The sequence below is a fragment of the Brevibacterium sp. 239c genome (genome assembly GCF_900169365.1).
GTDB lineage: Bacteria > Actinomycetota > Actinomycetes > Actinomycetales > Brevibacteriaceae > Brevibacterium.
In genome coordinates, this window is record NZ_FXZH01000011.1 from 22,588 (window position 1) to 47,961 (window position 25,374).

Annotated in this window: 25 protein-coding genes; 14 read left to right on the forward strand and 11 right to left on the reverse strand. The window is 62.6% G+C overall.

Translation table 11 applies throughout. The annotated features are described in order from the left end of the window. Positions 1 to 56 precede the first annotated feature (56 nt). A complete protein-coding gene (locus BSP239C_RS11390; RefSeq protein WP_219618888.1) occupies positions 57 to 941 on the forward strand; it encodes a carbon-nitrogen hydrolase family protein in 885 nt (294 codons plus the stop codon). An 88-nt stretch (positions 942 to 1,029) separates the two neighbouring features. Next, on the forward strand, positions 1,030 to 2,385 hold the full coding sequence (locus tag BSP239C_RS11395; RefSeq protein ID WP_101572933.1) for an APC family permease: 1,356 nt from the start codon (positions 1,030 to 1,032) through the stop codon (positions 2,383 to 2,385). Between the two features lie 419 nt (positions 2,386 to 2,804). Here the strand turns inward: BSP239C_RS11395 and BSP239C_RS11405 are convergent, their stop codons facing one another. Together BSP239C_RS11405 and BSP239C_RS11410 are read right to left on the reverse strand one after the other, a co-directional pair. Beyond that, a complete protein-coding gene (locus BSP239C_RS11405) occupies positions 2,805 to 3,275 on the reverse strand; it encodes an ASCH domain-containing protein (RefSeq protein WP_101572937.1) in 471 nt (156 codons plus the stop codon). Further along, positions 3,272 to 3,898 carry an HAD-IA family hydrolase gene (locus BSP239C_RS11410; protein ID WP_226830895.1) on the reverse strand — a complete coding sequence of 209 codons (627 nt, stop codon included), beginning with the start codon at positions 3,896 to 3,898 and terminating at the stop codon, positions 3,272 to 3,274. Before BSP239C_RS11410 ends, BSP239C_RS11405 begins: the two co-directional genes overlap by 4 nt. Before the next feature lie 121 nt (positions 3,899 to 4,019). Between BSP239C_RS11410 and BSP239C_RS11415 the strand changes: the two genes are divergently transcribed. The 4 genes from BSP239C_RS11415 to BSP239C_RS11430 all read left to right on the forward strand — a co-directional run bounded on the left by BSP239C_RS11415 (position 4,020) and on the right by BSP239C_RS11430 (position 8,312). Continuing rightward, positions 4,020 to 4,367: a PadR family transcriptional regulator gene (locus BSP239C_RS11415; RefSeq protein ID WP_101572939.1), complete on the forward strand. Its 348-nt coding sequence runs from the start codon at positions 4,020 to 4,022 to the stop codon at positions 4,365 to 4,367. Continuing rightward, positions 4,364 to 5,332 carry an HAAS signaling domain-containing protein gene (locus BSP239C_RS11420; protein WP_101572941.1) on the forward strand — a complete coding sequence of 323 codons (969 nt, stop codon included), beginning with the start codon at positions 4,364 to 4,366 and terminating at the stop codon, positions 5,330 to 5,332. The genes BSP239C_RS11415 and BSP239C_RS11420 overlap by 4 nt, the downstream gene beginning before the upstream one ends. Before the next feature lie 63 nt (positions 5,333 to 5,395). After that, complete coding sequence (locus tag BSP239C_RS11425; RefSeq protein ID WP_101572942.1) at positions 5,396 to 7,900, forward strand: ATP-binding cassette domain-containing protein; 2,505 nt, start codon at positions 5,396 to 5,398, stop codon at positions 7,898 to 7,900. 70 nt (positions 7,901 to 7,970) lie between these two features. After that, a complete protein-coding gene (locus BSP239C_RS11430) occupies positions 7,971 to 8,312 on the forward strand; it encodes a hypothetical protein (RefSeq protein WP_101572944.1) in 342 nt (113 codons plus the stop codon). On the opposite strand, the gene BSP239C_RS11435 is transcribed toward BSP239C_RS11430, so the two are convergent. Beyond that, on the reverse strand, positions 8,290 to 9,513 hold the full coding sequence (locus BSP239C_RS11435; protein WP_101572946.1) for a class I SAM-dependent methyltransferase: 1,224 nt from the start codon (positions 9,511 to 9,513) through the stop codon (positions 8,290 to 8,292). The genes BSP239C_RS11430 and BSP239C_RS11435 overlap by 23 nt on opposite strands. A gap of 31 nt (positions 9,514 to 9,544) precedes the next feature. Beyond that, positions 9,545 to 10,918 (reverse strand): MFS transporter, encoded by a 1,374-nt coding sequence (locus BSP239C_RS11440; protein WP_101572948.1) that lies wholly within the window; start codon positions 10,916 to 10,918, stop codon positions 9,545 to 9,547. 293 nt (positions 10,919 to 11,211) lie between these two features. Here BSP239C_RS11440 and BSP239C_RS11445 point away from each other — a divergent pair, with 293 nt between their 5' ends. Together BSP239C_RS11445 and BSP239C_RS11450 are read left to right on the forward strand one after the other, a co-directional pair. Next, complete coding sequence (locus tag BSP239C_RS11445) at positions 11,212 to 11,616, forward strand: universal stress protein (protein WP_101572950.1); 405 nt, start codon at positions 11,212 to 11,214, stop codon at positions 11,614 to 11,616. A 789-nt stretch (positions 11,617 to 12,405) separates the two neighbouring features. Next, positions 12,406 to 13,575 carry an RtcB family protein gene (locus BSP239C_RS11450; protein ID WP_101572952.1) on the forward strand — a complete coding sequence of 390 codons (1,170 nt, stop codon included), beginning with the start codon at positions 12,406 to 12,408 and terminating at the stop codon, positions 13,573 to 13,575. Positions 13,576 to 13,648: 73 nt separating this feature from the next. Here the strand turns inward: BSP239C_RS11450 and BSP239C_RS11455 are convergent, their stop codons facing one another. The 3 genes from BSP239C_RS11455 to sucC all read right to left on the reverse strand — a co-directional run bounded on the left by BSP239C_RS11455 (position 13,649) and on the right by sucC (position 17,156). Then, on the reverse strand, positions 13,649 to 14,776 hold the full coding sequence (locus BSP239C_RS11455) for a low specificity L-threonine aldolase (protein ID WP_101572954.1): 1,128 nt from the start codon (positions 14,774 to 14,776) through the stop codon (positions 13,649 to 13,651). A gap of 295 nt (positions 14,777 to 15,071) precedes the next feature. Continuing rightward, positions 15,072 to 15,968, reverse strand: coding sequence for a succinate--CoA ligase subunit alpha (sucD, locus tag BSP239C_RS11460; RefSeq protein ID WP_101572956.1), 897 nt, complete (start codon positions 15,966 to 15,968; stop codon positions 15,072 to 15,074). A gap of 18 nt (positions 15,969 to 15,986) precedes the next feature. Continuing rightward, a complete protein-coding gene (gene sucC, locus BSP239C_RS11465; RefSeq protein WP_101572958.1) occupies positions 15,987 to 17,156 on the reverse strand; it encodes an ADP-forming succinate--CoA ligase subunit beta in 1,170 nt (389 codons plus the stop codon). A 195-nt stretch (positions 17,157 to 17,351) separates the two neighbouring features. On the opposite strand from sucC, the gene BSP239C_RS11470 reads away from it, so the two are divergent. The 4 genes from BSP239C_RS11470 (at position 17,352) to BSP239C_RS11485 (ending at position 20,748) form a co-directional block, all read left to right on the forward strand. Continuing rightward, on the forward strand, positions 17,352 to 17,846 hold the full coding sequence (locus BSP239C_RS11470) for a MarR family winged helix-turn-helix transcriptional regulator (RefSeq protein ID WP_101572960.1): 495 nt from the start codon (positions 17,352 to 17,354) through the stop codon (positions 17,844 to 17,846). A gap of 95 nt (positions 17,847 to 17,941) precedes the next feature. After that, on the forward strand, positions 17,942 to 18,628 hold the full coding sequence (locus BSP239C_RS11475; RefSeq protein ID WP_101573113.1) for a GNAT family N-acetyltransferase: 687 nt from the start codon (positions 17,942 to 17,944) through the stop codon (positions 18,626 to 18,628). A gap of 134 nt (positions 18,629 to 18,762) precedes the next feature. Beyond that, the gene (locus tag BSP239C_RS11480; RefSeq protein ID WP_101572962.1) at positions 18,763 to 19,476 is read left to right on the forward strand and encodes a hypothetical protein; all 714 of its coding nucleotides are present in this window, start codon (positions 18,763 to 18,765) and stop codon (positions 19,474 to 19,476) included. Between the two features lie 39 nt (positions 19,477 to 19,515). Beyond that, the gene (locus BSP239C_RS11485) at positions 19,516 to 20,748 is read left to right on the forward strand and encodes an FAD-dependent monooxygenase (protein WP_101572964.1); all 1,233 of its coding nucleotides are present in this window, start codon (positions 19,516 to 19,518) and stop codon (positions 20,746 to 20,748) included. A 50-nt stretch (positions 20,749 to 20,798) separates the two neighbouring features. On the opposite strand, the gene BSP239C_RS11490 is transcribed toward BSP239C_RS11485, so the two are convergent. Both BSP239C_RS11490 and BSP239C_RS11495 read right to left on the reverse strand, forming a co-directional pair. Then, positions 20,799 to 21,416: a histidine phosphatase family protein gene (locus tag BSP239C_RS11490; protein WP_101573115.1), complete on the reverse strand. Its 618-nt coding sequence runs from the start codon at positions 21,414 to 21,416 to the stop codon at positions 20,799 to 20,801. Between the two features lie 89 nt (positions 21,417 to 21,505). After that, a complete protein-coding gene (locus BSP239C_RS11495) occupies positions 21,506 to 22,702 on the reverse strand; it encodes a PEP/pyruvate-binding domain-containing protein (protein WP_101572966.1) in 1,197 nt (398 codons plus the stop codon). Between the two features lie 58 nt (positions 22,703 to 22,760). Between BSP239C_RS11495 and BSP239C_RS11500 the strand changes: the two genes are divergently transcribed. Both BSP239C_RS11500 and BSP239C_RS11505 read left to right on the forward strand, forming a co-directional pair. Then, a complete protein-coding gene (locus BSP239C_RS11500; protein ID WP_101572968.1) occupies positions 22,761 to 23,171 on the forward strand; it encodes a DNA-binding protein in 411 nt (136 codons plus the stop codon). Continuing rightward, positions 23,168 to 23,803: a transcriptional regulator gene (locus BSP239C_RS11505; RefSeq protein ID WP_101572970.1), complete on the forward strand. Its 636-nt coding sequence runs from the start codon at positions 23,168 to 23,170 to the stop codon at positions 23,801 to 23,803. Before BSP239C_RS11500 ends, BSP239C_RS11505 begins: the two co-directional genes overlap by 4 nt. 4 nt (positions 23,804 to 23,807) lie before the next feature. Here BSP239C_RS11505 and BSP239C_RS11510 read toward each other — a convergent pair whose 3' ends face one another. Next, positions 23,808 to 24,266, reverse strand: coding sequence for a hypothetical protein (locus tag BSP239C_RS11510; RefSeq protein WP_226841804.1), 459 nt, complete (start codon positions 24,264 to 24,266; stop codon positions 23,808 to 23,810). Continuing rightward, positions 24,263 to 25,369, reverse strand: coding sequence for an adenosine deaminase (locus tag BSP239C_RS11515; protein ID WP_101573117.1), 1,107 nt, complete (start codon positions 25,367 to 25,369; stop codon positions 24,263 to 24,265). The genes BSP239C_RS11510 and BSP239C_RS11515 overlap by 4 nt, the downstream gene beginning before the upstream one ends. Positions 25,370 to 25,374: the final 5 nt, after the last annotated feature.

A 25,374-nucleotide genomic window follows, 5' to 3' on the forward strand; every position in this document is an offset into this window, starting at 1 on the left:
GCTCACAAGTTTATAGTGTTCAAAATGAACAGTTATGTTGAGCGAAGGAGCTGCCAGTGCCACAGAGAGAACTGAGTGTCGGACTTGCTCAGCGCGCCCCGCTCCACGGCTCGAACGCGCTGGCCGAGCTGCACGCGGACGTCGAACGCACGCTCGCACTCCATCCTGAGCTCGACATGCTCGTCTATCCGGAGCTCCACCTCCAGGGAGTCGATCACCTTCCGAATGATGAACAGCCGGCCGCGCTGTCACTGATGGCAACGCCCCTCGATGACCCCTTTGTGGCGAGGATCGGTGAAGTCGCCGCAGAGTTCGGCATCTGGCTGTGCCCGGGAAGCATCGGCGAGGACGACGGCCCCGATGGGCAGTACAACACTCAGCTGCTCTTCTCCCCCCACGGCAGACTGACCGCCAGCTATCGCAAGATGTTTCCGTGGCGGCCCTTCGAACCACACCGGCCCGGCACGGAATTCGTCGTCGCCCCGATCGATGGTCACGGCGTCCTCGGTCTGTCGAACTGCTATGACGCCTGGTTCCCCGAACACTCTCGCCACCTGGCGTGGATGGGCGCCGACGCGATCATCAACATCGTCAAGACGACCAGCCAAGACCGCAACCAGGAACTCGTCCTCGCCCGCGCCAATGCGATCGTCAATCAGGTCTACATGCTCAGCGTCAACTGTGCCGAACCTGTTGGTCGTGGCCACAGCATCGCCGTCGACCCCGAAGGGCATGTCCTCGCCGAGGCTGGACCGGGTGAAGACACCCTCATCGTTGACATGGATCCAGGCCACATCCAACGGGTACGAGCTCGGGGAACGGCTGGCACCAACCGAATCTGGTCGCAGTTCACCCCAGAAGACGCACCGATCCCACTGCCGCTCTATGCCGGTCACATCGAACCCAAGCGGTGGTCGCCCCACTATCGCGGCCACGACTGACCCAAAGTTCAGCCTCAGCGCAGAATCCCGATCAACCGGCGGACCGCCTCGGCGGCTCTATGTCATCACTGAGAACAATGGAGTAATCATGTCAGACACGCTCACGCTCAAACGGACCCTCAAGCTGCCCTCGCTCGTCATCTTCGGCCTCGCGTATCTCACGCCGCTGATCGTGCTGGGGATCTTCGGCGTCATCGCCTCCGAGACCGGCGGCGCAAGTGCCAGCGCCTACCTGCTCGCCCTTGTCGCCATGCTCTTCACCGCCAACAGCTATGGGCGCATGGCCGCGGCCTTTCCTGTCGCCGGGTCCGCGTACACCTATGTTCGCAAGACCATCGATGGAAGGGTCGGATTCCTCGTCGGGTGGGCCACCATGCTCGACTACCTGTTCCTGCCGATGGTCATCTGGCTCATCGGAGGTTCGTACCTGCAGGCGCAGTTCCCCGGGGTGCCGATGGCCGTGTGGATCATTGGGTTCATCATCCTCACCACTGTGCTGAATATCGTGGGGATCAAGGTCGCCGACCGTGTCAATCTCATCCTCATGTCATTCCAGATCCTCATCATCGCATTCTTCGTGGTTCTGTCGCTGGCCGACGTCTTCGGCACGCACGGTGCGACCGGGCTCTTCAGCGCCACACCATTCACCGGCGTCAATTCGAGCCTCGTTGCGATCGGCGGCGGTGCTGCGATCGCCGCGTATTCATTCCTCGGCTTCGACGCGGTGACCACGTTCACCGAGGAGACAATCGACCCCCGGCGCACCGTTCCCAAGGCGATCATGCTCATCGCGGTCATCGGCGGCGGCATCTTCGTCGTCGTCGCCTACGCTGTGCAGCTGGTCCATCCCGGTGGAGTGTTCGAGAACTCCGACGCCGCGGCATTCGAGATCGCGCGCAGGATCGGCGGTCACCTCTTCGGTGCCATCTTCCTTGCCGCCCTCGTCATCGCTCAGTTCACCTCGGGAATCGCGGCTCAGGCGGCTGGCAGCCGTCTCCTCTATGCGATGGGGCGTGACGGTGTGCTGCCGCGACGCTTCTTCGGCAAGCTCAGCCCGCGCTTCCACACCCCGGTGCTCTCCCTGCTGGCGATTGCCGTCATCGGCCTCATCGCCATCTTCATGAACGTCGCCACCTCGACGTCGTTCATCAACTTCGGCGCATTCCTCGCCTTCATCATGGTCAACGTCTCTGTCATCGTCCACTGGGCCAAAGAGCGTCAGGCTGGTCGCCGCCACGGAATCCTGCTCAATCTGATCTGCCCTATCATCGGCGTCATCGTCATCGCCTTCCTGCTCACCCAGCTCGATGTCCACGCGGTCACCTTGGGTGGCAGCTGGCTTGTCATCGGAGCCGTGATTCTCGCCTTCACCACGAAGGGATTCCGAACTCAGCCCTCCGAGCTCGCCCTCGATGAGGTGGAGTTGGCCGAATCTGAGCAGTGATGCCTTCGCCCCGCCGAGGTCACCTGGACCGGCGCCGAGTCAGCAGCGCACCTGCACCGCAGGCAACGGCAATACCGAAAAACACCCAGCTGGACCAGATATGCCTGGGAGAGGCCATGTCGAACAGGCCAGGTATCAAGAGGATGAAAATCCCGGCGGAGACCGCAAGACCGATGATGAATCCAACCACTGCATACTGCTTAGACATATTGCCCTCTTCTCGAGTTGAAGCAACGGCTGACGATCATTTTACTCACGAACACCCAAAGAGTTCTTTACCCTTCGTGATCGCCGACGCGTTGTCTATGGGCAGAACTCCACGGAATACGACTGCGGATGCGAAGGGGCGCCGAACCGAGCTCTCGGAGCCAGCCATCGACGAGGTGGCGGCAGTCGAATCCTTTCAGTGATCTCTGCGCCTATGTGTGTGGCCACTGTGCGTACATCAGCCGAAACCGTTCGCACACAACGAGCATGTCCTCGCTGAACCCATCGGCACCCCGACCGTGCTCGCGCCAGAATTCCTCGTTGATCTCGTGCCAGGCTGCGAGAGTTCGATCTCCTTCACCTTCGGAGCGCGCATGCTCGGCGCTGACCTCGGTGAACGGCACGATTTCAACCGCCGTGGTGACGATGACGGCTCGTGGCTGATCTCTGCCATCGAGAATCACGCTGGCCTGACCGACCTTCGGAACCGCCTCACCATCAGCCAGCAAATCCTGCATTGCGGCTGCGGTTCCCGTCTTCACCCCTTCTAGGACAAGCGCCAACAGTTCGTCGGCCTGTGATTCAGTCGCACCGATCGCCCACGCTTCCGGTACAGCTTCGGGAAGGGTCGGCACCGCACGTCGCGCATTCGTCCAGAATCGTTCGAGAATTGCGTCAGTCATGGTCGCCCTAGGAAGTCTTCGATCTTCTCGATCGTCGCGGCATTGCCCACATGAAGAGTTCCGCGAATTCCGACGGCGGCCGCACCCGCTACCGCCTCGGAATGGTCATCAATGAAGAACACCTGATCAGGCTCCGCGTCCATCGCCTGCAGCGCAGACCGATATGCCGCAGCTTCTGGTTTCGCCACTCCGATTTCGTGGCTGTAGATGATCGGAGCGAATACGCGAGAGAAGGCGTAGCGTCGTTCTTCTTCCTCACGCGCCCCGTCAACCGAGTTCGAAAGGATCGCGACTCCCGCATTCGGGTGCAAACCACGCGCAAAATCCATGAGTTCGACGTTGAGAATGCCACAGTACTGATCCCACATCTCAGCTCGCATCTCTGCAACTGTCGCCTGATCCATGTCGAGAGCCCGGCCGACTCCTTCCCAATACGCGGATTCTGTTTGAGGCGAGAGATCGATGAAAGGGAGCGCAGCTCGATCGATGCGCTCCTTGTACTCCTCGGGATCGAAGCCCAATCGTGCCTGCCACCTACGTTGAAACTTCTGCGGCCAGGCGTCATCGTCGACGACCTCAAGCACCCCACCGATGTCGAATAGGATCCACTTTTTGCACTCCATAACGGGCAGTCTAGTGAAGCACTGCGGCCATCCGCTCAGTTCCACCCCCAGGGCCTGCGCGTCCGAAAACCCCATACCCTGCCTATTGCAATAGTGTGTGACACACACTATTGTGTGAAGCATGAACGAGGATGAAGAACAGGCACTGGCGACCCACGAACAAGAGCTGAGACGAGGCACCGTCGTCTTCGCCAGCCTCGTCGCCTGTCGTCAGCCGCAGTACGGGTACTCGCTGTTGACCACACTCACCGAGGCCGGCATCGCGACAGAGGCGAACACTCTCTACCCACTGTTGCGAAGACTTGAGAAGCAGGGGCTGCTCAGCGCCGAGTGGAACACCGAGCAGGCTCGTCCGCGCAAGTACTACAACGTCACCACCAGCGGCGCCGATGTCGCCGCAGCACTCCACTCCCAATGGCTGGAACTCAACACCAGCATTACGAAACTCTGGAAGGAAGGCACACCATGAGTGCGCTCACTGACATCTATGTCGACACAGTGATCGGCCATCTGCCCGAGAAGTCGCGCGACGACATCGCCGCAGAGATCAAGGCGACGATCAATGACATGGTTGAGGACCGACTGGGTGACGGCAGCCCGTCGACCGATTCGCAGACCGCTGCTGCCGAACGCGAGGTACTCGAAGAGCTCGGCGACCCGGTTCTGCTCTCGCGGGAGTACACGAACTCACCGCAGCATCTCATCGGACCGAATTCGTATCCGCTCTTCATCTGGTCGCTACGGTGGGTGCTGCCGGCCGTAGCTGCGCTGTCCGTGCTCACCAATGTCATCGTGCATATCGGCTCGACGCCGCAGGTCCAACTCGGTGCACTGCTGGGTCAGACGATCGGCAGCACCATCACGGCCCTGCTGACCGCCTTCGCCGCCATCACCATCCTCATCGGGCTCGGTGATCGCAACAAAGACGGAGGAGCCGCAGAGAAGCTGCCCGGGTCCAAGTCAGAGCCGTGGAGAGTCGATGATCTGCACCGAAAGGACGTCAGAGGTTCGCAGATCCGCGCCGAGGCGATCCTGAACCTGATCTTCCTCGTCCTTCTGGCGCTGATCCCGCTCATCCCGACGTCGCTTGTATACGTCGGGCATCTCAACAACGGCGAGACATTCATCAACCCCGACCTGGGGTCAGGATGGCTGCTCGGCTATTGGGGCTTCCTGGCCCTCATGGCCGTCATCGAAGTCATCAAGCTGGCCCGTTCTTCGACCAGTGCCGTGCTGATCATCACCGGCGTGGTCCTCGACGTGGCGATGGCCGTCTTCCTCACGATCGCCCTGCTGACACAGCAGGTGCTGCACCCGGACCTCACATCCGCTTCGAGCGCCGAGGTGCAGCAGATCATCACTGTCATCGCAATCTGGGCGATCGTCATCTGGGATCAGATCAGCACGTGGCGCGCCCACCGAGCGAACCGCTGACCGCGTAGCCTGGTCCGGGTGCAGCTTCATCGCTGCACCCGGACGAGAGGAAGTGGCCATTTCATGACCGAAGAGATCGGCGTCGTCGGCGCTCGCGAGCACAACCTGTCCGGTTTCTCCGTCTCTCTGCCGCACAGGCAGCTCATCGGCATCTGTGGCGTGTCGGGCTCGGGCAAGTCGTCGTTGGCCTTCGACACCATCTACGCCGAAGCCCAGCGCCGCTACCTCGAATCGGTCTCCCCGTTCACCCGTCACCTCCTCGGCGCGGTCTCTGCGCCCCAGGTCGACCGAATTACGGGCCTCCCTGCCGCAATCGCGGTAAAGCAGCTCGTGTCGACGCCCCCGGAGAATTCGAGCGTGGGCACCCTGTCGCAGGTATCTGATCTGCTGCGGGTGCTCTTCTCCCGCTTCGGTGACTACCCTGCGAACCAGGGGCGTCTCCTCGCTTCGGCCTTCTCCCCCAACACCGTCGAGGGTGCCTGCCCGACGTGTGCGGCGAAGGGAAGCATCCATGATCTCGACCTCAGCACGGCCGTACCCGACGAGTCACTGACAATTCGCGAGGGCGCCATCGCCGCGTGGCCAGGAGGCTGGCTGGGTCGGAACTTCAAGCACCTTGTCGAGGCACTGGGAATCGACGTCGACATACCCTGGAAGCGCCTGCCCGCTGACACCCGCACCTGGCTGCTGACCACGGAGGACACACCATCGGTGACCGTCAAACCGGAGAAGATGCTCGACCACGTGGCCCGCGAATACACAGGAAAGTTCCGCAGCGCCCGCAGGTACCTGCTCGACACCATGGTCACGACCGGCAGCGAGACGGTGAGGGCACGCACGGAAGAGTACCTCAGCCACGAACTCTGCCCCGACTGCCACGGCAGCCGCATCAACCCGGCAGCCCTGTCGGTGACGATCGATGGTGCGAACATCGCCGAGGTGGCCACCCGCAGTCTCACGGAGCTGGCAGTCTCAATCCACGCGGCCATCACGACCGACCTCGACCGGGGCCACACTCAGGCGAAGCGATTCGCCAACGCCACCGATGACGCCGCCCAGGTCCTCCTCGACGAACTCGACAAACGAACGGCAGTCATCGAGCGCCTCGGCGTCGGCTATCTTCCACCTCACCGCTCGGCTGCTACCCTCTCCCCCGGCGAGCTGCAGCGACTGCGCTTGGCAGCCCATCTGCACAGCGGCCTGCACGGCATGGTCTACGTCTTTGACGAACTCTCCACCGGACTGCACCCCAAGGACACCGACCACCTCTTCACCCATATTGAGGCTCTGCGCGATGCCGGCAATACGGTCATCCTCGTCGAACACGATATGGAGCTGGTGCGCCGCTGCAATTGGGTCGTCGAGCTCGGTCCCGGCGGCGGCGACCGGGGAGGTCAGCTGATGTTCTCTGGCCCCGTCACCGAGGCGCTCGATGGGGAGAGCTCAACCGCCGTCCGCCTTCGCAATGAAGCACCCAGCGAACCCTGGCGCGCACCCCAGGAGTTCGGGGACTGGGCCCAGTGCACAGGACTGTCGACGAACAATCTTCGCGGTCTGGCACTGTCCTTTCCCATCGGTGGTCTCACGACTCTGACAGGAGTCTCCGGGGCGGGTAAGAGCTCGGCGCTGCGATCGGTCGCAACACTGGCCAGGAGCGCTGGAGCTTCCCTGTTCGACGGTGAGGAGGAGCCGCCGACGATGCCCCGCAGTGGTGGCGGTCATGGTGAGCGAGGAGATATTACCGGGGCAGACGCCTCCGGGCTCGAAGTCTTCGACCGGGTGGTCAGCTTCGATCAGTCCACCATCGGCCGGTCCCCGCGATCGGTCATCGGCACCTACCTGGGCATCTTCGATAAGATCCGCAGCCTGTTCGCGAAGACCACTTTGGCGCGCAGCCGAGGTTTCACCGCCTCACAGTTCTCCTTCAACACGGCCCGCGGACGATGCCCCCGCTGCGAAGGGCTGGGCATCATCACCATCGATCTCGTCCACCTGCCGGCCTCCAGCGGCACCTGCCCCGAATGCGAGGGCCGCCGATTCATAGAGGAGACACTCGAGGTCACTGTCGAGGAGCTGACCATCGCGGATGTCCTCGATCTGTCGATCGATGCGGCGGCGACGGTGTTCGCCGAACGCCTCGGTCTCGTCGCCCATTTCGAGGTTCTGCAGAGGGTCGGTCTGGGCGGCCTGCTGCTCGGCCAGTCCTCGGCGACACTCTCCGGTGGTGAGGCGCAGCGTCTGCGCCTGGCCGCGGTGATGCGGGCCAGGAAACGACGTGAGCGCACACTGTTCATCCTCGACGAACCCGCCAACGGCCTCCACCCCAGTGATGCACGGACCCTCGGTCAGCTCTTCCGCCAGATCGTCGACGAGGGAGATACGATCCTCATCGCCGATCACAACATGGAACTCGCCGCCGGTTCCGACTGGCTCATCGATATGGGCCCAGGCCCTGGCCCCGACGGTGGTCAGATCGTCGCCGAGGGGCCTCCCCGTCAGGTGGCTGCGGCCCGCGTCGGGGCCACGGCCGAAGTGCTGTCGGCGCGGTTCGGTGCTGTCGGCGGCTAGCACCGGCTACGATCAGAGCGCGTTCCCAGACCTGTGCAGACAATCGCCGCAAAGGAAGAGGCAGCAATAGATGTCACCGTTCTCAAAGGCCGCCAAAGTTACCTTCTTCATTGTTCTCACGCTCACGGGGATTTTCGTGATCCTGAGCGTCGGAGTATCGGTCTGGTCGCAGATCGGGGAAGAAGGCTGGGTGGCCAAGGCGGCGCTGGCCGTCATGTGTTGGATAGTGACCTTGCCGTTCATCCTCACGACGGTAATTTGGGAAGCGATTCTGCTCCTGACCAGAAATAGCCGAGCCCGCAGCCAGCATCATTCGTCGGCGCAGGTGCAAGCGCAAGCCTCACAGCAGAATCAGGGACAGACGCAGGCCTCACCCCAGGAAACGTCCGTCAACGAGAGTGGCAGCGGATGACCGTGAACTTGCTGGTGCGCGCAACCTGCTCGCTGGGTCCGATGACACGTTCTAAGGTGTCGCGGTAGTCCAGGTGCGAGTTGTAGACGGTGAAGACCTGACCACCCGGAGCCAATAATTCTCCCGCTGCGCGCATGAGCCCAGCAGCGGTGTCGGTTTCTATGGTCGTGCCCTGGTGGAAGGGCGGATTGAGCAGAATCAGATCGTGCCCGCCGGCTAGAGCCTGCGCATCTGTGGCATCGGCGAGGATAGTCTCCACCTCAAGTCCGTTCGCCTCCGCCGTCTCCTTCGCCGAGGCGGCCGCCGCCTTCGACACGTCCACGCCGACGCCTGTCGCCGCCGGCATCAGCTTCAAGGCAGCCGAGAGCAGCCATCCGTTGCCGCACCCCAGATCAAGGACGGATTTCGAGGGACCGGCGATCGCCTCGACGGCCTGAGGTTCACCAGAGTTAGTCTCGGCGGCCAGCGCTGTGAGCAAGGCGGTCGAGCCTTCATCACTCTTGATCCCGGAGAAGCACGCCCCGTGCGCTCTGACTTGGAGCACACCTGTGGCCGGATGGTCGATGGTGCTGCGCCTGGGGTAGGTCGGCAGGCTGGGTGAGGACAACGGTCGGCTGCCGATGATCATTCGATGTTTGCCCACACCCGGTGAAACATCGACGCGAGCATAGCCGCGGGCAAGTTCTTTGTTCACGGCTCGGCTCATCGAGTCACTGCGACCGATGACGATGATCGTGGACACGTGCGCCTGGATGGCCGCGATGGTTTCGGCCAAGGCGTGGGTGGCCTTGGGTGCGTTGACGACCGCCCAGACTTCATCCCGTTCGGGGGTGAAGGCAGCAAGATCGTCGATGGGGCTGGTCCGATCTGCCACCTCGGCGACGGTGTGCGCCTCATCGATCCGGTCGTTGTACGTGCGCACGGGTGCGATCTGACTCAGCAGACGCGACTGCAGCCCCTGGGCGTCATCGACGACGAGCATCTCGTGCGGAAGTCCGGCGACCACCTCGGCGGCTACGAACGTTCCGTCCGTGGCTCGCCCCGAGGCATCGAGCTCACCGCTGCGTCGACCCAGCACATACTCGGTGAGGATCCTGGCCTGAGGGAATCCCGGAACTTCAGCGAGTTCGGGAAACTGTTCCAGCAGATCATGACTGCGTTGGCGGGCAGAAGAATCCGGAGACAGCAGGGATGAAGGCATTCGAACAGTCTAGTCGGACTCGACCCCGGCCTCAGTTACCGATGCGCTGGTAGGCCGAGGATCCGGCGTTGTCGATCGTCGAGTGTTTGCGGTTGTCGTGCATGTACAGGACCGCGACGAGCCCGACGATGGCAATGACGACGACGTAGACCCCGAACCAGAAGCCGATGCCCACGTTGGTGAACCACAGGGCGACGTATTCGGCGGATCCGCCGAAGATCGCGTTGCCGATTGCGTAGGTGAAGCCGACGCCGATTCCACGGATGTGGGCGGGGAACATCTCGGCCTTCACGATGCCTGAGATCGAGGTGTACATGGAGATGAATGCCATCGTGACGACGATGAGGATGCCGGCGACAAGGACGGACTTCGCGCTGCCGATGAGGCTGAGCATCGGGATCGGGAGGATGACCATGCCGATGACAAAGATGAGCATGTTGTTCTTGCGCCCGATCTTGTCGGAGATCTTTCCCGCAATGGGCTGCATGAAGATGAAGACCAGCAGGCAGAGAGTCATCATGTCAGCGATCGTGCCCTTGTTGAAGGTCTCCGCGCCGGGGGTGCCTTCATTGGTCAGCAGCAGGTACTTCTGCATGTAGGTGGTGAAGACGTAGAAGACGAGGGAGCCGACGCTGGTGATGCCGAGGACGACGAGGAAGGCACGTGGATGGCGCAGGACTTCGAGGAAGCTGCCGGAGTGCTCGTTCTTGCGAGTCTCCTCGTTGGTGGTCTCCTCGAGTCCGCGGCGCAGCCACAGTGAGACGACGGCGGCCACGGCACCGATGACGAAGGGCAGGCGCCACCAGCCGGCTTCGATCTGCTCCGTCCCCATGGTGTGGGTCATGATGACGGCAAGCAAGCTGGCCAGCAGCTGTCCGCCGATGAGGGTGACGTACTGGAAGGACGAATAGAATCCGCGTTTGCCCTCGGTGGCGACCTCGGACATGTAGGTCGCGGTGGCCCCGTATTCGCCGCCGACAGCCAGTCCTTGGATCATGCGCACGACAAGTAGGAGGAGCGGGGCCAGCACGGGCCCTGCCGTTGCCGCTGTGGGCAGGATCGCCAGGCAGAGGGAGCCGGCGCACATGAGCAGGATCGAGATGAGCATCGAGTTCTTCCGGCCCACCTTGTCAGCTGCGCGGCCGAAGATGTAGCCGCCGATGGGTCGCATGAGGAAGCCGATGAAGAAGACACCGGCCGACTGCATGAGTGAGACGACTTCACTGTCGGAGACGAAGAACTGGCTGGCGAAATAGACGCTGAAGAACGCGTAGATGTAGAAGTCGAACCATTCGACCAGATTTCCCGACGACGCGGCCAGGATAGACTTGATCGTCTTCCATTCCGACTTCTGCTCGCCCTTGGTGCCCGCAGTCGGGGCTTGTGCACTCTTGTTCTCTGCCACTGACGATTCTCTTCTCTCACAACAAGTTCAGTTACTGCTCTGGTACTGCCCGGGGCAACTTTACTATCTGCGCAGAGCGGTAACTAATCAGCTGCAAAGGGGCTGATCAGGAGGGACGAACCCCGGTTTTGGCTGGGCTGGAGGCAGTCGAGGACGGCCGAGGTGCGCGGCCGATTCGCACGGCAGGTCTGCGCCGTTCTCCTGTCCAGGTTGGGGCGGACTGAGGAGCGTCGCGGCACGTAGATGTGCTACTAATTGAGGGAGCTTCGTCCAATGTTGCACCAGGAGAGACCATGACAATTCTCGTTGGCTATTCCCCCTCACCCGAAGGCAAAGCTGCCGTCACGTTCGGCATCGATCAGGCGAAGGCCTTCGATGACACAGTGCTCGTGCTCAATGCCGGCATCGGAGAAACTCCCGACGAACGCGGTGTGGCGACGAATCAGGACATGGAGGAACTCCAAGAGGCGCTGCGTTCGTCCGGGGTCTCCCATGAGATTCTGCAGTTCCTGCGCGGCAATGACCCCGTTGAGGAACTCCTCGCCCTCGCCGAGGCGACCGAGGACACCCGCATGATCGTGATCGGGTCGCGTCGCCGCTCCCCCGTCGGCAAGCTCATCATGGGCTCGACGGCCCAGCGCATCATCCTCGACTCCGATGTCCCCGTCGTCTCCGTGAAGTCTGACAAGAAGAACTGACACCGGTGCCCGTACCGGCAACGGCACTGGCTCCGGGGGCATCTAATCGACGGTGATGCCCCGACGAATAGAGAATCCGTCCACCGCATCAATGGTGTGCGGGTTTTCCGTCATGCATTCGTGTGACTGGCCCTAATCTGGTGAAGGCTGGGCCTGCTCTGGTGACGGCTGGGCTTGCAATGGTGCCTGCCGGCCGTGGTCCAGTGAAGATGCAGCACGCCTTTTGAGCAAAGCGTTGACCCGCAGAAGCACCACGAGCCCTGTGCAGAGTATTGCAAATATAAGCACACCGAAACACACGTAGACCAAAGCGATCAGAATCCCAACAGCTCCCATTGGCATATATCCGATCCTTAAAATCAGAGAAATATTTCATTCGTACCGAATGACACCCTACCTTGTAATTTGAACTCTCATTCAGTAACGCAACATGTCATCTCCTGCCGCGGTCTTCGTCCTCTCCGCGAAGTCTGACAAGTAAACGCACCCCTCCTGCCGGAGTCAGCGAAGAGTCGTGTATAGTCGGTCTTCCGCGCTATTTCGGCGCGGTGAACACCCGAAGGAAACCATTGATGAACGTTTTCGCCCCGTCGCGCGAACTCAGCGGATCGAATCAATTCGAATCCGCTCATCAGTCGACCCTTCGGTGGCGCGACATCTGACTCAGCACAAGTCAGCATGCCCCGCACCGATCACCGGTTCGGGGCTTTTTTCATTTCGCAGCCATGGCTTTCCAGATCTAGGCGATGTGGGTCTCGAACCTCACAGCAAAGAAATCAGGAAAGGACCATGGAAAAACTCAGCAAACGCCTGATCTCCTGGGCATCGCTTCTCGATGAGAAGACCCTTGAGCAGGCGCACACAACTGCACGAATGCCGTTCATCTACCCACACCTGGCGCTCATGCCCGATGCCCACCTGGGCAAGGGCGCGACCGTCGGATCTGTCATCCCCACACTAGGGGCGATCATTCCGGCAGCGGTGGGAGTCGACATCGGCTGCGGCATGATCGCGGTTCGCACGCAATTCACCAAGCGGGATCTCGAAGCCCGCGACCTGACCGGCCTGCGGAGGGCCATCGAGCGGGCCGTGCCGACCTCGGCCGGTGCCGATAACCGAAAGATCGTCGCCACGGCTCAGCCTCGCATCGCCGAGCTTGAGGAACTCGCGTCGGAGGCAGGATTCGACCCCGCTGGCTATGCTGGCCGCTGGCGTCACCAGTTGGGATCGCTGGGTTCAGGCAACCACTTCATCGAGGTCTCCGTCGACGAGGCCGACAGGGTGTGGATGTTCCTGCACTCAGGATCGAGAGGAGTCGGCAACAAGATCGCCACTGCCCACATCAAGGTCGCGGCGCGACTGAACAACCAGTGGTGGATCGATCTTCCCGACCCGGACCTCGCGTACCTCGTCGAGGATACGCCGGAGTTCTCCGCCTACATCAGTCAGCTGCGGTGGGCGCAGCACTTCGCTCTGCTCAACCGTGAGGAGATGATGGATCGCGTGGCCAGGCAGCTGTCGGAGACGATGGATGAAACCGTCCTGGAGGCAGAACGGATCAACTGTCACCACAACTTCACACAGTCGGAGAAGCACTTCAACAAGACGGTGTGGGTGTCGCGAAAGGGTGCGATCGAGGCCGATGCCGGACGCCCGGGACTCATTCCCGGTTCGATGGGCACCGCGTCCTACGTCGTTGAGGGCAAGGGCGACCCGGTGTCGCTGAACTCCTCACCGCACGGCGCGGGACGGCAGTACTCGCGCAACGCTGCTCGCAAGACCTTCAGCCACGAGCAGCTGCGTGATGCGATGGTCGGGATCGAATATCGGGACACGGACGCGTTCATCGACGAGATCCCACAGGCCTATAAGCCGATCGATCAGGTGATGGCCGATGCAGCGCCACTCGTCGAGATCAGGCACACGCTGCGCCAGCTCGTCAACGTCAAGGGTGATTGACCACGGCGTGCCGACGGCCGACCGACCTACGATCTGGGCAGGTCGGCCGGTCGGCTCCGCGGGCGGTGATTGTCTAGGCCTCGACGATGGCCGCGATGAGGGCATCGACATCTTCGGCGGTGGTGTCGAAGGCGCACATCAGGCGCACGACATTCTTGGCCATAGGCCAGTTGGCGAAAGCGAAGCTCTGCCGTGCCCGTGCCGCGACCTCATCGAGCATATGCACGAAGACGACGTTGGATTCGGTCTTGGCCACGATCGAAATATCGGGTGCACGTCCGGTGGCGGTCGCCTCGGCGAGACCATCTGCCAAACGTGTGGCCATGGTGTTGGCGTGATTCGCCGAGGTGCGCCACAGGTCGCCGCCGTAGAGGGCATTGAGCTGAGCTGAGAGGAACCGCATCTTCGAAGACAGCTGCAGGTTCATCTTCCGCAGGAACTTCATCCCCTGCCCGATTTCGGGGTTGAGGACGACGATCGCTTCGGCGCCGAGAAGTCCGTTCTTCGTCCCGCCGAGGCTGATGATGTCGACGCCGACGTCAGTGGTCAGGGCGCCGAGGCTGGTGTCGAGGTAGGCGGCGGCGTTGCCCAGTCGGGAGCCGTCCACGTGGAGGATCATGTCGAGACCGTGCGCGGTGTCGGCGATCGCTCGGATCTCCTCAGCCGTGTACGTGGTGCCCCATTCGGTCGACTGGGAGATGCTCACAGCCAGTGGCTGAGCATTGTGTTCGTTGCCGCGGCCAAGCACCGCGTTGTAGATGATCTCGGGCGTCAGTTTTCCATCCGGAGTTGCGGCGCCGATGATTTTGAGGCCGCCGACCTTTTCCGGGGCACCTGTTTCGTCGTAGTTGATGTGGGCTGAGGCGGCAGTGATGACGGCCGCCCAGCGGGGCAGAGCCGATTGCAGCGCGAGGACGTTGGCGCCGGTGCCGTTGAAAACCGGGAACGCCTGGGCGGACGGGCCGAAGTGGCCCTTCATGACCTCACCGAGGCGCGCCGTCCATGGATCACCACCGTAGCCGGGAGTATGTCCGACATTGGCTTCGATGATGGCAGTGATGACTTCCGGGTGGGCACCAGCCCAATTGTCGGAGCCGAAGTTGCGCGGATGGGCCGACGGGGAGGCGTCAACAGCCGGCGGGCTGAACGTCGTGGTGTGGCCGGCGGGTGGGTTCTGGGACAGCGGTGTCTGGTCATTCACATGTTCAGATTAGCGTCCCGCAACCATCGAGCACAGTCCGTTCCACAACCACTCGTTGCACAGGGGTGGTTTGATGCCGACGGGAGTCCTCGTCGAACGGAGTGGTGGGCAAACGAAGCCGAGTGCGAATTGCTGCTCCCGGTGGGCAGCGCGTGATGCTTTCGCGCGCCCTGCGGACACGCAACAGCGCGGCCACGGTGCAGTTGCCCAGCGTGTGTGCTGAGCGGACGCACTGTGACCGCGCTGTTGTGATTTCAGGCCCTGTCGCCAGGACCCTTCATCGGATGAAGACAACTCAGGCGAGAAGTTCGCGCATGAGGTCAGCGGTTTCGGTCGGAGTCTTGCCGACCTTCACACCTGCAGCCTCAAGAGCTTCCTTCTTCGCCGCAGCGGTTCCTGAGGAGCCGGAGACGATGGCGCCGGCGTGGCCCATGGTCTTGCCCTCGGGAGCGGTGAAGCCAGCGACGTAGCCGACGACCGGCTTCGTCACATGATCCTTGATGTATGCGGCGGCACGCTCTTCAGCGTCGCCACCGATTTCGCCGATCATGACGATGGCTTCGGTCTCGGGATCATTCTCGAAGGCTTCGAGCGCATCGATGTGCGTGGTGCCGATGACTGGGTCACCACCGATTCCGATGGCGGTGGAGAAGCCGAGGTCACGCAGTTCGTACATCATCTGGTAGGTCAGCGTGCCGGACTTGGAGACCAGTCCGAGCTTGCCCTTCTTCGTGATGTTGGCTGGGATGATGCCGGCCAGTGCAGCGTCGGGAGAGATGATGCCCGGGCAGTTGGGTCCGATGATGCGGGTCGCATTGTCTGCGGCCTGCGCGCGAGCCCAAACCTCGGCTGCGTCCTGGACCGGGATGCCCTCGGTGATGATGACGAGCAGACCGATCTTGGCGTCGATGGCTTCAATGGCCGCATCCTTGGAGAATGCAGGCGGCACGAAGGCCACGGACACGTCAGCACCGGTGGCTTCCATCGCCTCGGAGACGGAGCCGAAGACGGGCAGCTCAACTTCGTTGCCGTCCTTGTCATTGTGCTTGACAGCGGTGCCGGCCTTGCGGGCGTTGACACCGCCGACGACGTTGGATCCTGCTGCGAGCATGCGCGCAGTGTGCTTGGTTCCTTCGCCGCCAGTGATGCCCTGGACGATGATCTTCGAATCGGAATTCAGGAAGATAGACATTTATGTAAAGACCTTTCCTTACTTGGCAGCAGCCAGTTCGGCGGCCTTGTCGGCTCCACCGTCCATGGTGTCAGTCAGAGTGACGAGTGGGTTCGCGGCTTCCCTGAGGATCGCACGTCCCTCTTCGACGTTGTTTCCGTCGAGGCGGACGACGAGCGGCTTGGTGGCTTGGTCGCCGAGGATTTCGAGAGCCTTGACGATGCCGTCTGCCACAGCGTCACAGGCGGTGATTCCGCCGAAGACGTTGACGAAGACCGACTTGACCTGCTCGTCACCGAGGATGACGTCGAGTCCGTTGGCCATCACCTCTGCAGAGGCTCCGCCTCCGATGTCGAGGAAGTTGGCTGGCTTGACGTTGTTGTGCTTCTCACCGGCGTAGGCGACGACGTCGAGTGTCGACATGACGAGTCCAGCACCGTTTCCGATGATTCCGACTTCGCCGTCGAGCTTGACGTAGTTGAGGTCGAGCTTCTTGGCCTTGAGCTCGAGGGGGTTCTCTGCACTGTCGTCGCGCAGTTCCTCGTGGTCAGGGTGGCGGAAGTCGGCGTTCTCATCGAGAGACACCTTTCCGTCAAGTGCGACGATGTCACCGGCACCGGTCTTGACCAGTGGGTTGACCTCAACGAGGGAAGCGTCTTCCTTCTCGAAGACGGTCCACAGCGACATCAGCACAGGGGCGATCTTGGCTGCGGTCTCCGCGTCGAAGCCTGCTTCCTTGGCGATCTCTTCGGCCTTGGCGGCATCGATTCCGTCGATGGCGGAGACTGGGATCTTGGCGAGCGCTTCGGGACGTTCCTCGGCGAGCTGCTCGATCTCCATTCCGCCTTCCTTGGAGCACATGGCCAAGTAGGTGCGGTTGGACCGGTCGAGGAGAACCGAGAAGTAGTACTCTTCAGCGATGTCTGCGCCCTCGGCGATCATCACGGTTTCGGTGATGTGGCCCTTGATGTCGAGGCCCAGGATGTCCTTGGCACGAGCTTCGGCTTCTTCAGGGTCCTTCGCAACCTTGACGCCGCCGGCCTTGCCGCGGCCGCCCATCTTGACCTGAGACTTGACGACGACGACTCCGCCACCAAGTTCCTCGGCTGCCTTCTTAGCTGCTTCTGGTGTCGTCGCGACCTGAGCCTTGAGCACGGGCACTCCGTGCTTCTCAAACAGGTCACGTGCTTGATACTCGAAAAGATCCACGTGTATTCCTTCGTTTCTACTGCCGGGTCGTTTGGCCCCGCAGGTCCGTTGACGGATGCAACAACCATGACCACTTTATTCCCAAGTGACCCCGTCCATCCAAACGTGCAGGCCAAATCAACCAATGAGTAAGAAATATCTCGATAAAAAGTATCTTTGGCCCAAAGAATCTTGATCTGGACGTAAAATCGGAACATGGACGAGGTTGATCGGATTGTCGCGGCATGGCGCCACGAGCGCCCGGACCTAGACGTGTCCCCCATGGAGGTACTCTCCCGTGTCTCTCGCCTGGCCCGCCAACTGGATTTGGCCCGAAAGTCGAGCTTCAGCGCCTACGGCATCGAAGGGTGGGCCTTCGACGTGCTTTCGGCCCTGCGTCGATCGGCTGAACCCTACCAACTCTCCCCCTCCACACTGTTGCAGGAGACATTGGTCACAAGCGGCACGATGACCAACCGCATCGACCGCCTGGTCACAGCCGGTTGGGTCGAACGTCTGCCCGATCCTGGAGATCGCCGAGGTGTGCTCGTGCGGTTGACCAAAGACGGCCGCGCCACCGTCGACTCCGCTCTGGCCGACCTGCTGGTGAAGGAGCGTGAGATCCTCAGCGACCTGACTCCGGCAGGGCGGCGTAAGCTCGCGTCGCTGCTGAGACAGCTCTCGACCGGATTCGACAGCGACGAGGCCTGAACCGAGCAGCAAGACATGCCTGGACCGCCGGGCGCACCCGCCCTCACGGGGACTGACCGATGGAGGAGTTCGATGAAGAACGAGAAGGAAAAGTCATGACCGACGCGAACCTCAACGATTGGGTCGGGGCCCAGCCGCCTCGGCAGAAGACGATCCATGGTCGCTATGTCGACCTCGAGCCCCTCGATCTCCAGCAGCACTCGGACTCACTCTTCGCGGCAGCCTCGGCGGAGGGCTCGGATGAGCGTTTCCGATACCTGCCACAGACGCCGCAGACAACGCGGGCAGACTTCGATGAGTGGATGTCCACAGCTTCACAGTCTCCAGATCCTCTGTTCTTCGCCGTGGTCGACCGCAGCACTGGACGAGCTGAAGGTCGGCAGGCACTGATGCGCATCGATGCGAACAACGGAGTCATCGAGATCGGCAACATCCTGTGGGGACCGGCACTCTCACGCACCCGCGGAGCCACCGAGGCGCTCTTCCTCTTCGCCGATCTGGCCTTCGCCAGCGGCTACAGGCGCTTCGAATGGAAGTGCGACAACGACAACGCACCGTCGAAGAAGGCGGCGACACGTTTCGGGTTCACCTTTGAGGGACTGTTCCGACAGCACCTGGTCGTGAAGGGCCGCAACCGCGATACCGCGTGGTTCTCCATCATCGACACCGAATGGCCCAGCCTGCGCGCAGCCTATCTGCAGTGGCTCGATGAGGACAACTTCGACGAAGCCGGAGTGCAGAAGGCCAGCCTGAGTGCACTCATGCCGGCCCGCGCAGAGTAGACGGGCTGCGAACCGAGCAATCGGGATCGGGCCAGCGCGTCCACCGGGGTGACCGCGGCCCCTCGGATTAGGCTGGAAGGCGAGACTGGACCCCAAGCCCGGCACCGCCACGACGACCACCCCTTCGAGGAACCATGCGAATTCGCTCCCTTGCCCTCCTGACCTCCGCCGCAGTGCTGGCCACGATGACGGCCTGCGTTCCCACCTCAGAGGAGACCCGACCGGCCCCGCGCCCCTCCGTCAGCGAAGAGGAGGTCACTCCGGTCGAGACCCCCGATGACGCTCCGAAGGTGTCCATCGTCGATTCCTCCCCCGGCGGGGCGAAGGATGCCGACCCCCTGTGGCAGGGCCTCGCCGAGGCTGCCGCGAACAAATCCGAGGCATACCTCAAGGTCTACGTCCACACCGGCAACCCCGACGTTCCCGATTCGGGCGAGGCCACCGTCACCGCCGATACCCCGGACAGTGTCAGTGTCACCGTCGACGCCGAGAACGTCGATACGAAGAAATCACCCTTCCTGCTCATCCACGGGACCTTCACCGTTGAGGAGATCGGCGGGTCCGCGTACACGCTGAAGGCCAAAGACTCCGATGACATTCCGGAGCTCGCCCCGAAGGGCCCCGACGATGAGGCTCGGTGCACGGCCGATGACGCCCAGGACCGGATCTCGCTGGCCGCTCAAGACCTGGCCGATGATCCCGATAAGCGCGAGGACTTCCGGCAGCAGTGGGGCGCCTCACCCCAGGTCTGGTGGGGCATCCAGAAGACCGCGGACAGCCTCAACCAAGAGGGTGGTGTCGCCGGTGACTTCCTCACCGAGGCCTGCGGGGAGTACCTTCAGCAGTAAGGCAGACACCGCACAGCTCGCATGAGAGGCCCACACCCCATGAGGATAGCGATCGTTGGAGCCGGCATCGGCGGACTCTCGGCCGCCGTGGGCCTGCAGAAGGCGGGCGCGCAGGTGACCGTGTTCGAAAGGGCCGCCGAGGTGCGCGCCGGGGGTTCGGGTCTGTCCGTCTTCGCCAATGGGCTGCGGGCACTCGAAGCACTGGGGCTCGGCCCTCAGTTCGCAACGATCACAGACAAGCAAGCCGGGTCATTCGCTGCGGGCCAACGCCGACCCGACGGACGCTGGATCGCGCGCCTTCCCGCTGAGAGCGTCGGCGAGCTGCGGATCGTCGACCGAGCCGAGCTCCATCGGGTTCTGCTCGATGCCCTCGATGAGGGTACGGTGCGTACTCTCGCTGAGGTCACCTCGGCGAGCATTGAGGGCACGGTGACGATCCGGCCGGAGGCGGACGTGGAGTCTGACGAAACACGAAAGATGCCGGAGGACTCACAGCCGGCCACTCCAGAACGCTTCGATCTGGTCATCGGCGCTGATGGTCTCAACAGTCAGGTGCGGGAAACCGTCGACCCCGGAATCGGACCACGCTATTCCGGCTACTCCTGTTGGCGCGGAATCACCGAACGCCCCGTCGATCTGGATGGAGCCGCCGGTGAGACCGTGGGGCGGGGGCTGCGCTTCGGCATCGCCCCACTCAGGGATGGTCGCGTGTACTGGTTCGCGGTTGCCAACATGGCCCAACACGCGTCCTTCGCCGATGAGAAGGCGACGGTGCGGGATCTGTTCTCCGGCTGGCACTCCCCGATCGCGGAACTCATTGCAACGACACCGAGTGACCGAATCCGGCGGACCGCGATTTCAGACCTCGCTACTGCCCTGTCGACCTATCACCGGGGACGCGTCGTCCTCCTCGGCGATGCGGCTCATGCGATGACTCCGAACCTAGGACAGGGCGGCGGGCAGGCTCTTGAAGACGCGGCCACTCTGACGGCGCTGCTGGCGCCGGTGATCGCAGAGTCGGCTGGTTCGGCAAAGTCGGACGGGCGAACGGACTCGGCGTCAGGCGTCGACGTTCAGCTGCGTGACTATGACCGGTTGCGGATGAAGCGCAGTCAGTCGATTGCGGCGAAGTCCAGAGTCCTCGGCGCCGTCTTCCAGATTCAGTCGCCGCTGTTGGCCGGGATTCGCGATGCGATCTTCACCGCTGTGCCTTCGAAGTTCACGGCCGCTCAGGCCGCCAGCGTGCAGCGGTGGGAGCCGCCGAGAACCTAGGTGCGGACTGCCGGCTGAGCTTGTGCATCTGATCCCTCTGATCCGTCTGTTCACGGGCGAGGCACCTCAGGGAATCCCGTCCACTGCAGCCACGACGGCAGATGCCCCATGTCGTTGAACATGATGATCGTCGGCGGAAGCTGGGGGCGGTGCTCGATGACCGTCAGTGCTGTGTTGGCGCTGTTGAGTCCCAGCCACCGCTGTGGCGGTGCATCCAAGGCGTCGCGTACGAGCCAGGCGATCGGATACGCATGGGTGATGAGGACCTCGTGCATGTCCTCATCGCGACTGGTCATGGCCTGGCCGCCGACAGTGCCGAAGCGCCCGGTGAGACTTTCAGCGATCGCGTGGCCAGCGTCGGCCTCTTCGCGCTCGTACCCGTCGAAAAAGGGCACCCATGCCCGCGGGGTCTCAGCTGGTGTCGGCACGTAAGGGACGTGGTCGATCAGCTCCGGAGCCTCACCCACCGTGACCTTGCCGGTGAGGAAGATGTTGAGTTCCCGGGCACTATCGGCGGCGCGAGGCAGCGGAGAGTGCCAGATGGCCCCGATCGGCAGATGAGCCAAACGTCGTCCCAAGAGCCGCGCCTGCTCTCTGCCTCTGACGGTGAGGTTCCCGAAGGCGTCAGCATCGCCGTGTCGTGCGATGTAGAGATTTCGTGTTGCCATCATGCCTACCGGGGCAGTTCCAGACGGTTGGCTCCCCGTGTCCTTCCTTGTGAATGCCGGATCGTTCCTTGTCGGTGCCGAATTGTGAGTCAGTGCATCGTGATCGTTCCGGCCGTGCCGTCAATTGTGATGAGGTCACCGTTCGCGATGCGCACCCTCGCCGAGGTGACGCCGAGGACCGCGGGGATGCCGTACTCCCGCGCGACGATCGCTGCATGCGAAAGCGCTCCTCCCACCTCAGTTATGACGCCGGCGGCGATGGAGAACAGCGGCGTCCAAGAGGGATCAGTGAAGGAGCAGATCACCACTTCACCGGGCTTGACGTCGGAGAATGCGGACAGTCCGGAGACGATGCGGGCAGGGGCAGTCACGACCCCGTGGGACCCCGGGGTCCCGTCTAAGGTCGCTGCAGGCAGCAGAACGGAATTGACGACGGGGCCGGAATCCATGACTGGTCCGGTACCAGGCAGGGGCGGCAGCACGGCGGTCACAGGACGCGATTGCACGATCCAGATCGTGCCGTCTGCGATGGCCCATTCGATATCCTGGGGACCACCGAAGACAGCAGACACGCGTGCGCCCAGCGACTCAAGGCCGAGGAGCGCCTCGTCGCTGAGTGTTCGCACGGTCTGCAGCTCGTTTGCGACCGAGGTGGTCGTCGTCCCGTTCTGCGCGTCGACAGCATCGGTTCGAACTTTCTTGATTCCGAGAGTGGCGGTGATGGCACCCGCGGGCCCGACTTCGTAGGAGTCGGGGGTGAGGCCGCCGTTGACGACGGACAGCCCCAGTCCCCACGATGATTCGATCCGGGTCGGCTCGTTCACACGGCGGGGTGTGAACATCACGCCCGAGACCTCAGCCTCAATGAGGACCTGCACGAGAACAGACATGACTGTCGCAGGATCCTCCGCGCCACCGCCTCGGCGTCGGTAGTCCCGGATTCGCACAGAGTCGGCTGAGCGCGCGCAGGAGACGATCGCGGCACACACCTCGTCAGTGCCGCGGACGCCCAGGAAGGTGTCATACATTCCTGCTGCGGATGCGTCGGCCTTATCTTCATCGGCGGCCGAGGAGCGGACCGCCACCGCTGGATCACCCAGTCTCGAGAGTTCCAGGTCAATCCGGTCTCGCACCGTGTCATCGAACTGAGAGGCAAAGGAACGGTCGGCATCGACATAGACGACGAAGCCGTCAGGCACCGGAAATCCAGCGCGCAGAAGCCTGGCCAGTGACCTTGCCTTTCCTCCTGACCGACCATCGTGGGAGTCGGAAAGTGTTCTCACCATCGCCCTCCCTTCAACATTCTGTTGACAATATAATGTTGATGATAGCAGGATGTGGCCTATGGATGGCAAGCACGAGACAGACCACACCAGCCTTGGGGACAGAGCGGTCGGAGACCATGCAGAGGCGCAGCGCGAACGTGATGCGCAGGCTCGACTCATGGCCCTCGGCGCGGATCAGCTGGAGGCCCGTGAGTGGCGCCCCGCACCGGCACCGCCCACTGCGGTCGACCTCACCCAGTTCGCACTGTGGAGATCGACAGATCTCGGTTCTGACGATCTCTGCGCGGCCTTGACCCTGCTTCCCGCAGCTCGCGCGGAGGTCGAGGGAGTCGAGATCGGGCTCATCTTCGCTGCGCGAAACGCGGGACTGACATGGTCGCAGATCGCGGCAAGAATGGGCTTCCGATCTCCACAGGCCTGCCAACAACATGTGGCCCGTCTGAGCTCTCGCCAGGATGGTCAGCGTTGAGCCACCGCTCAGAGCCTCAGCTCCTGGTCCTGCATGCGGTGCGACTGCTCGGCTTCGCAGGCGAAGACGCCGTTGCACGCCGTGCGGGGGTCGGCGCTGAGGAGACCCTGGTCCGACTCCACCAGGCCGAACGAAGCAGCTGGGTGCAGCACCTCGAGCTCTTCGGCGTCAACGGCTGGTCGCTGACCGACTTCGGCAGATGGGAGAATGAACGACAGCTCGCACATGAACGTCGCATCGCCGACCCTGGCAATGAGATCGCTGCGATCTACCGCGAGTTCCTTCCGCTCAATGCTCGGATGTTGAGCGCGACCACCGACTGGCAGATCAGGCCGAGGCCGGATGACGCCTTCGCGAGCAATGATCATTCCGACACTGACTGGGACGCACGAGTTCTCGATGAGGTCGAGGCGCTGGGCGTCGAACTCGCGCCGGTGGTCGAGAGACTGACGAACATCCTGACACGGTTCGAGGGGATCCTGAATCGCTACGAGGCAGCGTTGAGCAGGGCCGAGGACGGCCAGACTGAGTGGATCGATCGGACCGATGTCGATTCATGCCATCTCGTCTGGTTCCAACTCCACGAGGATCTCATCGCCACTCTGGGCATTGATCGCGGCACCGAGGTCTGAGGCTTCAGCCTTCGAGCGCCCTGTTGTAGGCCTCGACGACCGGGGGCAGGAAATAGCCCAGGAGCACGGCAAGCGCGGTGACCAGGCAGGCCAGCCCGAGCCAGAGCGACCCGCCGATGACGCTGAAGGCGAAGACGATGACGAGCAGCTCGAAGGCGATCGCTGCGGGGCGGGCCCAGCGATGAAGTTTCCACGATCCGCGCGCTGCTGCGGCCACGCCGGCAGCGAAGATGAGGAACATGACAGCCAGGCCCAGCAGCGATCCGGCGAGTGGGCCGGCGGTGATTGCGGTGAGGATGAACGACAGAGCGGACCCCAGGAGGGCCAGCACCTGAATCCCGAGCACCACAACGACCACCAGCATTGCTCGTGGGGTGGGAACACCGTGACCGGCAGGAGTCGACGAACCACCCGACGGCGAGGAGCCGCCGGGTGTGTTCGAGCGTTTGTCTCGTGAACTCAAATATTCACCCGGGCGAACCCTGGAATCAGGATCTCGTCGAGCATGCGCTCGCGCACGTCGAGGGGCAGGAATGCTGCGGTGACAGCGTTGACGGTCGCCCATTCCAGGTCGACCTGAGTCCAACCGGCCTCATCGACGAGCAGACGCATCTCCCGCGTGACCGACGTCGCTGACATCAGCCGGTTGTCCGGATTGATGGTCACAGCGAAGCCCAGATCCTTAAGCCCGGTGATGGGGTGGGAGGCAATGGTGCCGCCGATGTCGGTCTGCAGGTTCGAGCTGGGGCACAGCTCGAGCGGGATCTGCTGGTCGAGGACCCAGGCGGCCAGGCTGCCCAGCTGTCCCTCGCCTTCGACGATGTCCATATCCTCGACGATGCGAGCACCGTGGCCGATGCGCTGAGCATGGCAGATAGTCAGTGCCTCGTGGATCGAGTCCTTGCCGGCGGCCTCTCCGGCGTGGATCGTAACAGGCACATAAGCCTGGTGGAGAGCGTTGAACGCCGACAGGTGCGCAGAGGGCGGGAAGCCGTTCTCAGGACCGGCGATGTCGAAGCCGACTACTCCGGATTCGGATCCCTTCTCGCGGTGCCTGATGGCCAGTTCCGCAATCGCCATGGAATTGTCTGCCTGGCGCATGGCTGTGATGATCTGGCCGACACGGATGAACTTGCCATCCGCGGAGGCTTCGATCACTCCGGCTTCGAGCCCTTCCTGAACGGCTTCAACGACCTCGTCGAGTTCGAGCCCACCTTCCAGGTGCTGCTCTGGAGCCCAGCGGGCCTCGGCGTAGAAGACACCGTCGGCAACCTGGTCGAGGACCCACTCCTTGGCCACGCGCATCAGGCCCTCACGGCTCTGCATCACGGCGACCGTGTGCGAGAAGGTCTCGAGGTAGCGGACCAGATCACCGGAGCTCGCGGAATCGTTGTACCACTTCGCCAGCTCATCGGGTTCGGTAGCGGGCAGTTCGTGGCCGATCGAGGCGGCCAGTTCGATCAGAGTGGCGGGGCGCAGGCCACCGTCGAGGTGATCATGGAGGGATACTTTGGGCAGCTGCAGGATGGGGTCGTCTGCTGCGACTCCGGCGGGATTATTCAACACCCGCA

Bases quoted from the DNA above. Each gene is read 5' to 3' on its own strand.
- BSP239C_RS11395 (WP_101572933.1), top strand. From the start codon at position 1,030: ATGTCAGACACGCTCACGCTCAAACGGACCCTCAAGCTGCCCTCGCTC.
- BSP239C_RS11405 (WP_101572937.1), bottom strand. From the start codon at position 3,275: ATGACTGACGCAATTCTCGAACGATTCTGGACGAATGCGCGACGTGCG.
- BSP239C_RS11410 (WP_226830895.1), bottom strand. From the start codon at position 3,898: ATGGAGTGCAAAAAGTGGATCCTATTCGACATCGGTGGGGTGCTTGAG.
- BSP239C_RS11415 (WP_101572939.1), top strand. From the start codon at position 4,020: ATGAACGAGGATGAAGAACAGGCACTGGCGACCCACGAACAAGAGCTG.
- BSP239C_RS11420 (WP_101572941.1), top strand. From the start codon at position 4,364: ATGAGTGCGCTCACTGACATCTATGTCGACACAGTGATCGGCCATCTG.
- BSP239C_RS11425 (WP_101572942.1), top strand. From the start codon at position 5,396: ATGACCGAAGAGATCGGCGTCGTCGGCGCTCGCGAGCACAACCTGTCC.
- BSP239C_RS11430 (WP_101572944.1), top strand. From the start codon at position 7,971: ATGTCACCGTTCTCAAAGGCCGCCAAAGTTACCTTCTTCATTGTTCTC.
- BSP239C_RS11435 (WP_101572946.1), bottom strand. From the start codon at position 9,513: ATGCCTTCATCCCTGCTGTCTCCGGATTCTTCTGCCCGCCAACGCAGT.
- BSP239C_RS11445 (WP_101572950.1), top strand. From the start codon at position 11,212: ATGACAATTCTCGTTGGCTATTCCCCCTCACCCGAAGGCAAAGCTGCC.
- BSP239C_RS11450 (WP_101572952.1), top strand. From the start codon at position 12,406: ATGGAAAAACTCAGCAAACGCCTGATCTCCTGGGCATCGCTTCTCGAT.
- sucD (WP_101572956.1), bottom strand. From the start codon at position 15,968: ATGTCTATCTTCCTGAATTCCGATTCGAAGATCATCGTCCAGGGCATC.
- BSP239C_RS11470 (WP_101572960.1), top strand. From the start codon at position 17,352: ATGGACGAGGTTGATCGGATTGTCGCGGCATGGCGCCACGAGCGCCCG.
- BSP239C_RS11475 (WP_101573113.1), top strand. From the start codon at position 17,942: ATGACCGACGCGAACCTCAACGATTGGGTCGGGGCCCAGCCGCCTCGG.
- BSP239C_RS11480 (WP_101572962.1), top strand. From the start codon at position 18,763: ATGCGAATTCGCTCCCTTGCCCTCCTGACCTCCGCCGCAGTGCTGGCC.
- BSP239C_RS11485 (WP_101572964.1), top strand. From the start codon at position 19,516: ATGAGGATAGCGATCGTTGGAGCCGGCATCGGCGGACTCTCGGCCGCC.
- BSP239C_RS11490 (WP_101573115.1), bottom strand. From the start codon at position 21,416: ATGGCAACACGAAATCTCTACATCGCACGACACGGCGATGCTGACGCC.
- BSP239C_RS11495 (WP_101572966.1), bottom strand. From the start codon at position 22,702: ATGGTGAGAACACTTTCCGACTCCCACGATGGTCGGTCAGGAGGAAAG.
- BSP239C_RS11500 (WP_101572968.1), top strand. From the start codon at position 22,761: ATGGATGGCAAGCACGAGACAGACCACACCAGCCTTGGGGACAGAGCG.